The organism is Apilactobacillus timberlakei (genome assembly GCF_002993965.1).
Classification (GTDB): domain Bacteria; phylum Bacillota; class Bacilli; order Lactobacillales; family Lactobacillaceae; genus Apilactobacillus; species Apilactobacillus timberlakei.
Genome location: NZ_POST01000001.1, coordinates 118294 through 130833, shown reverse-complemented (window position 1 = coordinate 130833; position 12540 = coordinate 118294). Strand labels below are relative to the sequence as shown.

The following is a 12540-nucleotide window of genomic DNA, read 5'->3' as shown; positions in this document are numbered from 1 at the left end:
AATATTAAACCTAACTATAATATTATAAACAAGTTTATCTTAAAATGAAATTGACTAAAGGTTTTTTAGTGTGGTACTTTTAAGAGTATGTATAAGTACGATTAGAAAAATGATTGGGAGTGAAAATATTGGCTTTACTTGATGTTAAAGATATAAGTATGGGCTTTGCCGATAAGAAACTATATGATGAAGCAAGTTTTACCTTAAACAAAGGTGAACATATGGGAATTGTTGGGCAAAATGGTGTTGGTAAAAGTACACTTATTAAAATTATTACTGGAGTCGAATTACCAGTATCTGGATCAATTAAATGGCAAAACAACGTTAGTGTAGGATACTTAGACCAATATGCTGATATTGAAGATGGTATGACATTAATTGATTTCTTACACACTGCTTATAAAGATTTATATGAACAATCAAATCACATGCAAAAATTATATGAAAAGTATGCTGAAAATTTTGATGATAAATTATTAGAACAAGCAGGTCGCATTCAAGAAAATCTAGAAGCTAATAACTTCTATGATATTGAAACTGAAATCGAACAAGTAATTACTGGTTTAGGTTTAGATGATGTTAAGCGTGATCAACAAATCGCTCATATGTCAGGAGGACAACGTTCTAAGATTATTTTAGCTAAATTAATTTTAGAAAATCCAGATGTTATTTTACTTGATGAACCAACCAATTATTTGGATACTGCTCACATTTCATGGTTGGAAGATTATCTAAATAATTTTGATGGTGCAGTTATGGTAATTTCTCATGATTATGAATTCCTGGAAAAAGTTACTAACTGTATCGTAAATATTGCTTTTGGTAAAATTACTAAATATCGTGGTGACTTTAAATCAGCCATGCGTCAACGTGATGAACGTGAAAAAGTTCAACAAAGAGAATATGACAAACAACAAGTTGAAATTGAAAAAGCTAAAGCTTTCATTCGTAAAAATAAAGCTGGTTCTAGATCAACAATGGCTAAATCACGTGAAAAAATGCTATCGCATATGGAAGTTGTTGATCCACCATCAACTAATATTCATGCTTCATTCAACTTTCCATATGAAGACACTGGCTCACAAAATGCTTTAGTGGTTGATGAACTATCAGTTGGATACGATAAACCATTATTAAAACCAGTTAGCTTCTCAGTTAATACTGATGAAAAAGTTGGTTTTGAAGGATTTAATGGGGTTGGTAAATCAACTTTAATTAAATCAATCTTAGGGTTATTAAAACCAATGGGTGGTAAAGCGGACTTTTCACCATCTGCTAAAGTTAGCTATTTTAGTCAAGATTTAATCTGGTCCAATGATAAAGAAACTCCATTACAAATTATTCAAAATAAGTTCCCTAAATTAGAACAAAAACCAATTCGCACTAAATTAGCTAAATGTGGATTAGATGCTGCAAATGCAATGAAACCAATTGGCGAATTATCTGGTGGGGAACAAACTAAGGTTAAATTAGCCATGTTAGAATTTACACCAAGTAATTTCTTAATTATGGATGAACCTACTAATCATTTGGATGATGAAACTAAGGAATCATTAAAACAAGCAATTAATAATTTTCCTGGTAATGCAATTATTGTATCTCATGAAACTAGTTTTTATAACGGTTTAGTTGATAAGGTATTAGATGTTGAAAAACTTAGTTTACGTGATAAAGATGAAATTGAAAAAGCAAATGGTCAAAGTAATTAAATAATAAAAAGGTGTACTTCATTCAGAAGTGCACCTTTTTATTTGAAGTTTTTAGGTTCATCTGCATAATCATTCATAAAAGCTTTAGCATCACTATAAGAAGGAAATTGACTAATGATTGTAATCTTAGAATGATGTCTTTTTAATTTTAAATTAGTTACTTTTTTAATTAGGAAGTATTCTTTAATATCATCTAGTGGTTTTAATTCATTGTTTTTAACGAATATTTGTAAAAATATTTTTTTATCTTTAATTGTAAATTCACGCTTTGCTAAATTAATGTATTCCTTTGAATTTAAATGACTTTCACGGGGATGTTTTTCTGAAATTATATTATCTGTTTTACAGAAGTACATTAAGCACCAATATATATTTGCAATTAATAAAAATAAAGAAAATAAGTTCCTGAATAAGATTGGAAAAAATTGCGTTATTAGATTAGTATTTTTAGTTAGCGTTAATAAAAATCTAAAATCAATTATACTTTGTAGGTTAGTAGCTAACAGACAAATAATGAAGATGATAATCCAATAAAATTTATAAACTTTGGTAATTTGATGTAAAAAATTATAATGTAGATTTTCAAAATAATGATGTTTGGTAGAAACTTTTGAAATCACAATTGAACAAATCCAAACAATAACTAAAAGAAAAGGAACTTTATAGTCTGTTAATAAATAGAAAATATTTAATAAAAAAGTGTTCATAGATGTGGATAAAAATGTCGGAATTCGATATCCTAATATTTCTAACACAACTAGTAAAATAGCACCTTCCCGAATTAAATTGATGAATTTTTCAGAACTATTACTGTTAGTCCGATTAATAACTAAATTATAAAGATTATTCATAAGCATAAACTCCTTAAAATATCTAAATCTAGTTATACCACTAAATTATTAAAATAAACATAAAAAATAAAAAAACATAACTACAATTTAAGTAGCTATGCTTTAATTTTTATTTATTAAAAGTATTATTTTCAACTTCACTAATGAAAGTTGCCAAATGATCATAATAAACAGGTGCATTATCAATCATATGATGATGTCCAGCATTTGGAGTAGAAACAAATTGAGCATTTGGAATCATCTTAGCCATTCTTTTACCAGTTTCAACGGGCATTGATTCATGTTCACCAAAAGTAACTAGTGTAGGAACATGATTATCTTTCAGATTTTTAGTATTATGCCATTCACCCAACTTACCAGTAATAACAAATTCATTGTCACCTTGGAATGCATTGTAAATGTCAGTGTTAGAAAGACCAATTAAATGATCTAATTTTGAAGGTTGTTTACGATCAATGTAGTCCTTATTTAATTTATCAACATCTTGTTGGTAACGGTCATTGTCATAATCATTATTGGCTTCACATTTTTTCATGAATGCTAGTTCATCAGGGGCAAATTCTTTTTCACGAATTTCATTTAAATGAGCAGTATAATCATCAATTTCATCAACCATTGATGAAATAATCGCACCTTTTAGGTGCTTACCATATTTTTGTGCATATAGTTGAACTAATAGGCCACCCCAAGATTGACCAATTAGATAAAAATTATCTAAACCGAGTTTTTGTCTAACTTCTTCAATTTCATCTAAAAAGTAATCATATGTTAAAACTTTTTTGGCAACTTCAGGATCGGAAAAGTCAGGAGTATCTGAATACCATGATCCTAATTGATCATAATAAGTTACTGAAACATCTAATCCTTGTTTCTTTAGTTCATCAGCAGTATTTTCCCAATATTCATGGGTACCACCAGGCCCACCATGGAGAGCAAGTAAATTAATTTTACCTTCACCTGAGGTGTGAGTCCATAAATGATATCCGCTATCTAAAGTAATAATTTTAGTCTTTTGTTTCATGACAATCCCTCATTTCTTTTAATTAATATCCTAACACTATTGTTTAAGGATAGGCAATTTAATATCTGTTTCAGCCAAGCTAATTCTGTATTTAAGATCTTGATTACCACGAATAGTATTTTCAAAGTCAGTTGCAAAAATAATTAAGCCTAATTGATGATCAGCAGGAACGTGATAGAAAGTAGGTTGTAGTTCTAATTCCATATCATAAAATTCATTGGCTTTCATATCATCAACATGATAGCTATTCTTACGATTTTGCATATTAATGTGGCCTTCTGCAATTTCTTTATAAGGAGTTTTCTTATTTTGCATTTTAAATTCTCTTAATGAATCTTCACGCCATAGATATCCTTCATTAATACGATGACCAAGATTCTTTGGTGATTCAGTTAAGCGGTATGCTTCACCATAATCAACTAACATACAGCTAAGCATTCCATAGTTCTTCGTTGATGATGCATTTAATGATATTTTAACTTTACCATCAATTGTGAAATCCTCTTTAGCAGGAGTAGTTTTAAAAATAACCCGATTATTTGTTAGAGGATTATTTTCATAGTCTAATACTAAATCATCACGCCATTGTTTGTAATCTAGACAATATTTTTCAAAGTCGTTAACTGATAATTGATCTTTAAATTCTTTACGTCCATGATCGAATTCATCAGTTAGTTCATTATTATTGGAAGGGTGAAGAGTTTTTACATCATCAGGATTTTCCCATTCGTCAAATATATTCCAAGTTTCAGCCTTAACATTATCTTGGATTAGCACGTTTGGAATAAGTTCATTGGCGTTGTTATCAACATCTAATAATTTATAAGTTAACCATAAGTTAATCATGTCGGTAAAATCAATTGATTGAAATGCATTAATGTAAATATGTTTTCCTTGATGTAAAATTAATTTTTTATTGATATTTAATGGTTTAATTGCGTTCCAAATTTTTTCCACATTTTTAGGCTTAACATTATCATCATTTAAACCATGGATTAAGAACATATCGGCTTTAATGTTTTTAGCATTCTTTAAGTAGTTTCGAGCATCCCAAAATTCATTATAGTTACCGGTGTCACGATCTTGACCATCTGTAATTGAATTCAATTGCTTTTCCCAAGCATTTTTATTTTTGTAAAATTCAGTTGCTTGTTGTTTACGACTATAGGTCTCAGCTGCTAAGACATCAGCATCTTCACCTTGAAAGCCACCAGGAGCTAATACCAATCCATTTTCACGGTAGTAGTCATACCAATTAGAAATAGCAGCCTCAGCGATACAAGTTTTTAAGCCATCAACACCAGTGGTAGCAGCAGCAATTTGAAGAGTTCCCAGATATGAGCGACCGGACATCGCAATATTACCGTTTGACCAATAAGCTTCAATTTGATTGTTATCGGTTTTATTAGTAAAAGCATTCCGTTTCCCATTTAGCCATTCAATGACAGCAGTGGCCGATAAGGTTTCATCATTATCACCGGTAGTTCTAAATCCATCTGATTCATAAGTTCCAATTCCAGCAGAATAAACGACAGCAAAACCACGTGCTAAAAAGTAATCATTTAATGTATAAGATTGTTCACGATCAAGTGTTTGTTCTGATTTTCTAGTTTTACCTTCAATTGGACGAGGTTCAGGTAGTTTTTCTTTTTTAGAACGATATTCAACATCTGAATATGAGTAATTATTAGGTTCTTTGTGGTTTAAACTTAAATTAACGTTATGTGTTAATTGTTCACCATCTTTATCATTAGTACCTTGATTGTAAGGACTAGCAGTAAAGATAACAGGAACTTTATTTTTATTACTTTCCTTCGGTCTAATAATTTCTGTTTTTAATAAGTCTAATTTACCATCGTGGTCATTATCTTGAGCTGCTTCTACATAGACCACTTCACGAATTAAGTTATTGGTATCATAAACAGGCATGGTTTTACCATTAAAAATTAACGGCTTTTTAAAACTGCTTAGATTTTGTGCAAAATACCCTTTAGATGCTAAGTCATCGATAAAAGTAGTACCATACTTGTTATGGGTATTTAATAGTAAATACCATGCTGTCATGGTATCATATAAATTCATATTGTCATGAACGTTAGCGACAGGTAAATTAAGAGTCTTCATTTTAGTGATTGGATTATCAATTAAAAAATCTTCGCCAACTTCAAAATGTAATAGTTGTAGCGCGATATTATAAAAACCAATTTTTGAAATAGGGGCATTTTTATCGAGAAAAGTTAACGCATTTTCTTCAAAGCTAGCCATCATTCCTGCAATTTTTTGCCCTCTAATTGCCAAACTTTGTTGATCTAAAAATGATTTTAACAAGAATGTTTTTAATAGTTCAGCTGGATTATCAATTTCATCAGTTGAATCATCTAAGAAGTGAAGATCTCTTAGTTCTTTCTTTACAATTTTTAAATTGTAGTCGGCAATTGCGTATTGGTGATTTTTCATGAAAGCCCTCCTAAAATTTATATATATTTTACATTATATCGTAAATTAGAAGAAAATGAGGAGAAAATCAATAGTTAATTATTTAAGACTTAATTTTTAAAATGATATAATATTACTAAATAACAAATACTAATGGAGGCATAATTATGGTTACTGAAGTTGATGGTGGCGCAATTGTTTATAAAATGGTAGATAACAAACCACAATATTTATTGGAAAAAAGTGCAACTAGTGATTTTTGGGGTTTCCCTAAAGGTCATATCGAAGGAAAAGAAACACTGGAACAAGCTGCAGTTAGAGAAATCAAAGAAGAAACAAATATTGATGCAACGATTGATACTGATTTTAGTGTTGATGCTGAGTACGATATGAAGAATGGGCATCATAAAATAGTTACTTTTTATACATCTAAAGTAGGAGACCCTAAAGTAACTTTACAAAAAGAAGAAATTAGTGATTATGTTTGGCAAAATTACGCAGATGCTCGTAATACTTTAACTTATGATAATTTGAAAAAAATTTTAGATAAAACAAATGATTATGTAGTAAGTAAGTGGTCTTAATATGGAAGAAAAATTAATTGTAATTACCGGAGCAACCGGTAGTGGTAAAACCACGGTTCGTAACTATTTAGTTAATCAATATCATGTGGGCAAAGTAATTACGCATACTACCAGATCTCCACGTAAAAATGAAAAAAACAATATTGATTATTATTTTGAAACTGATTCAAGTTTTGCAAAAAAACACTTTTTAGAACATGTTGAATATTCCAATGCTAAATACGGTTCTTCATATGAGGGATTAAAAAATGCTTGGCATAATAATCCAATCGCTTCCATTGTTTTGGATACCCAAGGTGCGATTACTTATCTGAATAAATTAGGAAATCAAGCAATTGTTTTCTTTATTCAAGTTAATAATCATAATAGTTTGAAAAAACGGATGATTGAACGTGGTGATAGTAAAGAAAAAATCAAACAAAGGTTATGTAGCGTTGAGTATGAACGTGATTTAAAGATTCCAATTGAATTACGTTCATCAGCATATATTATCGATAATAGTAATTGGCAAAATGCCAAGCATACTGTCGATAAATTAATGCATGAGCTATTTTAAAAGGAGTTATGTTTTAAACATAACTCCTTTTTATTCTATTAAATTAATTAGCTCATTAAAGTAGTTATTTTTTAAGGCAACTAAGTTAATGGGTCTAACAATGTCTAAACCTTTAATTTTAATTTCTTTTAAATGACCAGCATTAATTTCTTTTTCAGCTAATGATTTGTACATAAATGAAATGCCTAAATTATATTGTAATAGGTTATTAATGACAGTTGGCTCGTTTACATTAATTACTTTATTAAAATCATTTTCGGTAATGTTTAAAGATTCCAACCAATTGGCAAAGATGAAACGAGTACCAGACCCCATTTCTCTTAACAATAAGTTTTGTTTTAATAGCTCTTGAATTTTAAATATTTTATTACTGGTTAGCGGATTATCAACCCCAGCAACACAAATAAATTTTTCATCTTTAACAACATGATAACTATATTTTTGTTTATTAAAATTGCCTTCTAAAATTGCAAAATCTAATTTACCATTATCAATCATTTTTAATATTTCGTTGGTGTTAGTAACAACACATTCAATATTGTAAAATTGATTTTCCAATTTATTAATTATATTGGGCGTCATAAAAATTGCTACAGATCTAGTTGATCCAAAAATTAATTTACGTTTTTTAGGTGTTTCTTTTAGTTGGTGAATGAATTTATTACTCTGTACATTAATATTATTAATAAATTCGGCTAATTTTTGTCCATCTTCAGTAATTTGCAACGATGGTTGTTTATAATTAACTAATTTTAACTTTAATTCATTTTCCAAACTTTTAATTTGTTGAGTGACTGCTGGTTGAGTGATGAACAGCTGTTTGGCAGTCTTTGTATAAGATTTAGTTTTAGATAAAATTTGAAAAGTAATATACCGTTGATCTAACATAATATTTCCTTATAAGTTTTATTAATATCATAATTAAAAATGATAATTTTATATTATAGTAACACATAGATATACTTAAGACATAAGTTAATAGGGGGAAATTAGATTGAAAATTATATTTACACCTAAATTCTGGTTAACCATCATTGTTACATTTATTTGTACAATGATTGGTACATATTTAGCTGGTATGCCATATTTAAATATTATTGGTTCATTGGTTTTAGCACTTATTTTTGGAATGTTATTACAAGTTCAACCTAAAATTACTAGAGGATTAAAAGCTGAAGCTGGATTTATTTCTAATAAATTTCTACGTTTAGGAATTATATTGTTAGGTTTTAAATTAAACCTTAATACTTTAATGTCTTCAGGAATTAAAACCATTTTATTAGCAATCTTAGTGGTCTTAGGAACAATTACAGGTACTTATTTACTTAATCGTAAATTAGGGGTTAATAAGGAGCTATCCATTTTAACTGCTAGTGGGACAGGTATTTGTGGAGCTGCTGCGGTTATGGGGATTTCACCACAAATTAAAGTTAGTTCAGACAAGCAAGCACAAAAAGAAGAAGATCAAGTCCTTGCAGTCGCTATTGTTGCTATTATGGGAACAGCCTTTACTTTAATTGAAATTGCTATTAAACCATTATTACACATGGCACCAGACCAATTTGGTGTGATGGCTGGTGGCTCTTTACATGAAATTGCTCATGCTGTAGCAACAGGTAGTTCTGACGGTCCAATTGCTTTAAATATTGCAATTATTACTAAGCTATCGCGAGTACTAATGTTAGCACCAGCTGCATTAATTATTGGGATCTGGTATCAAAAAACTACTGCTAATGGTGAAGTTAATAGTAAAAGTAAACTACCAATACCATGGTTTATGGCTGGTTTTATTCTAACTAGTATTATTGGGACATATGCTCATTTTAGTGTGGGTTTATTGTCAATTTTAGTAAATGCAGCTTATATTTTCTTAGGAATTGCTATGGCAGCATTAGGGATGACAGTTAACTTTAAGGTTTTACTTAACCGTGGAGTTAAACCATTAGTTGCTTCATTTACAAGTTCAGTTATTTTATTAGTATTTGTCATTATTGTTAGTAAATTATTCTTTTAAAATAATAAATAAAAATGCCGCTAACTATTTAGCGGCATTTTTTTAATCTTCATTTTTAATAATATAATCTTTAAATCTGTCCATTTGTGAAACTGGTAGTTCGGCTTTTATTTTAGTTCCTTCAGCAAGATAGTGAGTTGCTAACACATTCGCATTATTATTTAAGTAATTAATAATTTCACCCTTATCAAATGGAATCATGAATTCAGCAACAGCATAATTAGAATAACTATTCTTTTTAATTACTTTGACTAATTCATCGATAGAATCATCTTCATTAGCTGAGATGGTTAAATCTTCACCCACATGTTCAGGACGTTTTTCATTAGCTAAATCAGCTTTATTGAAGACTGTAATCATTGGAATATTTTTAACACCAATTTCTTTTAAGGTCTTCATAGTAGTATCCATCATTAATTCTTTATTTTCATCAGACTCATCAACTACTTGTATCAATAAATCAGCGTTAGCAGCTTCTGATAAAGTAGAACGAAAAGCTTGCACTAATTGATGGGGTAACTTACTAACAAAACCAACAGTATCGGAAAGCAACATATCCTTATTATCTGAGAAGGTTATTTTTCTTACGCTTGTATTTAAAGTAGCAAATAGCATATTTTTAACCATTACTTGTTTATCAACATTTTCACCATAACGACCAACTAATTGATTCATAATAGTTGATTTACCAGCATTAGTATATCCGACTAAAGCAACAGTTGGAATGTTAGTTGAATCACGTTGTTTACGTTGTGTTTTGTCTGATTTTTGAATTGCTTTTAACTCATTTTTAATATGAGTAACGTCTCTTTCAATTGCACGACGGTTCAATTCAATTTGTGATTCACCAGAACCACGATTGGCAAAACCACCGCCACCTTGTTGATCTAGGCGTTGGCTGGCGCTAGTGTGCAATCTAGGTAATTGGTATTCCAATTTAGCTAATTGAACTTGTAGTTTAGCTTCATGGGTTTGAGCACGATTACCAAATATTTCTAAAATTAATCCAGTACGATCAATAACTTTAGTATTAGTTTTCTTTTCTAAATTTCTTAATTGACTGGGGGAAAGTTCATCGTTAACGATGATCATATCAGCATCGTAATCAATAATATCAGTTGCCAATTCTTCAACTTTTCCTTTACCAAAATAGGTTGCTGAATCGGGATGGTCTAATTTTTGTACTAATGTAGAAAGTACCTCAATATTATTAGCATTTGCTAAGGCAGTCAGTTCATCCATCGAATAATCGAATTCTTCATTATCTAAATTTAATCCGATTGTAATTGCAGTTGTTTGCTTGTTATCCACTCGATCATCCTCCTTGATTTGATATATTATAACATTTTTATTTATGAATTAATTTACTTATGACAAATTATAAAAATATGAGAATTTATTTTTAAATAATAATCTTAATTTGTAGTGCTAATAATTTATAATCAAGGCATTTAACGAGAAATAGGCCTTTTGTAATGAAATGTTACATATAATTGCTACTTTTTGTATAAAATTAAAATAATATTATAAAATCCATTGCTTTGAATTATAAAGCAATGTTAACATTTTATTAATGTATCTATAAAAATTAATTTATATTTATAGATATATTTGTATTTGGAGGGATTACATATGAAGATTAAATCAGCTATTACAGCTGGTGCTGTGGGCATTTCATCTTTATGTCTGCTTGTGGCATGTGGTAATAAGCAACAATCCAGTAGCAAGTTAGTACAATGGCAACAACCTGGGAATCTAACTACTTTGGATGCTTCTAAAGCTACTGATAATGTTTCTTTTGGAACGTTAAACAATAGTAATGAAGGACTAACAATGTCGGCAAAGAATAATACCATTAAACTAGGAGTAGCTAAAAATTATCGAGTTTCTTCAGATGGTAAAACTTATACTTTTAATTTACGTCATTCTAAATGGAATAATGGGCAGCCAGTGACAGCACATGACTTTGTGTATGGTTGGCAACGAACAGTTAATCCAAAAACTGCTTCTCAATATTCATACTTATTTGATCATGTTAAAAACGCAAATCAAATCGGAGAAAATAAAGCTCCAATATCTTCATTAGGCGTTAGAGCTGATGGTGATTATAAATTAGTAGTTAGTTTAACAAAGCCACAATCATATTTTAAATACTTAATAGCAATGGCACCATTTTATCCTCAAAGTAAAGCAATCGTTGATAAATATGGTCAATCATATGGAACCAGTAGTTCAAGCATGCTTTACAATGGTCCATTTAAGGTTACTGGTTGGAGTGGTACTAACGATAGTTGGAAATTAATTAAAAATAATAATTATTGGAATGCTAAAAATATTAAGTTTAATGGTGTTAAATTTAATGTACAAAAAGATTCTAATACTGCCCTAAATCAATATTCAACAGGTGATTTAGATTTAACAAATCTTGTTGGTAAACAACAAGTTGGAGAGTTTAAAAATTCAAAGGAATTACATAATCTAAATATGGCATCAACATTTTATATTGAAATGAATGAGAAGAAAAATCCGATTTTTAAAAACCAAAATATTAGAAAAGCGATTTCGTTAGCAATTGATCGGAATCAATTCACTAAGAATATTTTAGGTGATGGTTCTAAACCAGCTCAAGGATATGTTTCACCAGGAATGCCTAAACATAATGGCAAAACTTTTGTTCAAGATGCTGGCACTAACATAGGGGTTTCCTATAATTTAAATGATGCTAAGAAGCTATGGAACAAAGGATTAAAAGAAACAGGTCAAAATTCTGTTGATATTACGCTTCTATCTGATGATACAGATAACGGTAGATCTACAACTGAATTTTTACAAACTTCATTAGAAAAGTTACCAGGTTTAAGTATTACATCACAAAATATACCACCGAAGTCTAGAATCAGCAGAGCTCAAAGTGGTCAATTTGATATGGTTATTAATTCATGGGTAGCTGATTTTCCAGATCCAATTTCATTCTTATCAATGTTTGTAAGTAATGGTTCCTATAATAATGGAAAGTGGAGTAATTCTAAATATGATGCATTAGTTAACAATGCAGAAGGTACTGATGCTAATAATTCTAATAAACGTTGGGAAGATTTAGTTAATGCTGAAAAAACTTTAATGAATGATCAGGGAATTGTCCCTATTTATTATCCAGTTAAACCAACTATAATTAAACCAAGGATTAGTGGTATTCAATTCTTTCCAACAGGTTCTCCATATGATCTTAGAAATACTCATATAGATAATGATAAACATTGATATGTAATTTTAAGTTACATATCAATACAAAAAATCCGTAAAATTAAAATCAAATTAGAAAACAGCTTGCTTTTAATTATAAAGTAATGTTAAAATTTCACTAATCCT

Annotated in this window: 10 protein-coding genes; 5 read left to right on the top strand and 5 right to left on the bottom strand. The window is 29.6% G+C overall.

The window, feature by feature from the left end; all coding sequences use genetic code 11:
* The first annotated feature begins 158 nt into the window (after positions 1 to 158).
* Positions 159 to 1709, top strand: coding sequence for an ABC-F family ATP-binding cassette domain-containing protein (locus C7N71_RS00715; RefSeq protein ID WP_105987506.1), 1551 nt, complete (start codon positions 159 to 161; stop codon positions 1707 to 1709).
* A 38-nt stretch (positions 1710 to 1747) separates the two neighbouring features.
* Here C7N71_RS00715 and C7N71_RS00710 read toward each other — a convergent pair whose 3' ends face one another.
* The 3 genes from C7N71_RS00710 to C7N71_RS00700 form a co-directional block, all read right to left on the bottom strand.
* On the bottom strand, positions 1748 to 2560 hold the full coding sequence (locus tag C7N71_RS00710) for a hypothetical protein (protein ID WP_105987276.1): 813 nt from the start codon (positions 2558 to 2560) through the stop codon (positions 1748 to 1750).
* A 109-nt stretch (positions 2561 to 2669) separates the two neighbouring features.
* Positions 2670 to 3581 carry a proline iminopeptidase-family hydrolase gene (locus tag C7N71_RS00705; protein ID WP_105987275.1) on the bottom strand — a complete coding sequence of 304 codons (912 nt, stop codon included), beginning with the start codon at positions 3579 to 3581 and terminating at the stop codon, positions 2670 to 2672.
* 36 nt (positions 3582 to 3617) lie between these two features.
* On the bottom strand, positions 3618 to 6038 hold the full coding sequence (locus C7N71_RS00700; RefSeq protein ID WP_105987274.1) for a Xaa-Pro dipeptidyl-peptidase: 2421 nt from the start codon (positions 6036 to 6038) through the stop codon (positions 3618 to 3620).
* A gap of 146 nt (positions 6039 to 6184) precedes the next feature.
* On the opposite strand from C7N71_RS00700, the gene C7N71_RS00695 reads away from it, so the two are divergent.
* Together C7N71_RS00695 and C7N71_RS00690 are read left to right on the top strand one after the other, a co-directional pair.
* A complete protein-coding gene (locus C7N71_RS00695) occupies positions 6185 to 6601 on the top strand; it encodes a bis(5'-nucleosyl)-tetraphosphatase (protein ID WP_105987273.1) in 417 nt (138 codons plus the stop codon).
* 1 nt (position 6602) lies between these two features.
* Entirely contained in the window at positions 6603 to 7157 is a 555-nt protein-coding gene (locus C7N71_RS00690; RefSeq protein WP_105987272.1) for a guanylate kinase, read from the top strand.
* A 30-nt stretch (positions 7158 to 7187) separates the two neighbouring features.
* Here C7N71_RS00690 and C7N71_RS00685 read toward each other — a convergent pair whose 3' ends face one another.
* On the bottom strand, positions 7188 to 8045 hold the full coding sequence (locus C7N71_RS00685; protein ID WP_105987271.1) for a LysR family transcriptional regulator: 858 nt from the start codon (positions 8043 to 8045) through the stop codon (positions 7188 to 7190).
* Positions 8046 to 8151: 106 nt separating this feature from the next.
* Here C7N71_RS00685 and C7N71_RS00680 point away from each other — a divergent pair, with 106 nt between their 5' ends.
* Positions 8152 to 9171, top strand: coding sequence for a YeiH family protein (locus tag C7N71_RS00680; protein WP_404799014.1), 1020 nt, complete (start codon positions 8152 to 8154; stop codon positions 9169 to 9171).
* A 42-nt stretch (positions 9172 to 9213) separates the two neighbouring features.
* Here C7N71_RS00680 and hflX read toward each other — a convergent pair whose 3' ends face one another.
* Entirely contained in the window at positions 9214 to 10482 is a 1269-nt protein-coding gene (gene hflX / locus C7N71_RS00675) for a GTPase HflX (RefSeq protein ID WP_105987269.1), read from the bottom strand.
* Between the two features lie 321 nt (positions 10483 to 10803).
* On the opposite strand from hflX, the gene C7N71_RS00670 reads away from it, so the two are divergent.
* Positions 10804 to 12432 carry a peptide ABC transporter substrate-binding protein gene (locus tag C7N71_RS00670; RefSeq protein ID WP_105987268.1) on the top strand — a complete coding sequence of 543 codons (1629 nt, stop codon included), beginning with the start codon at positions 10804 to 10806 and terminating at the stop codon, positions 12430 to 12432.
* Positions 12433 to 12540 lie beyond the last annotated feature (108 nt).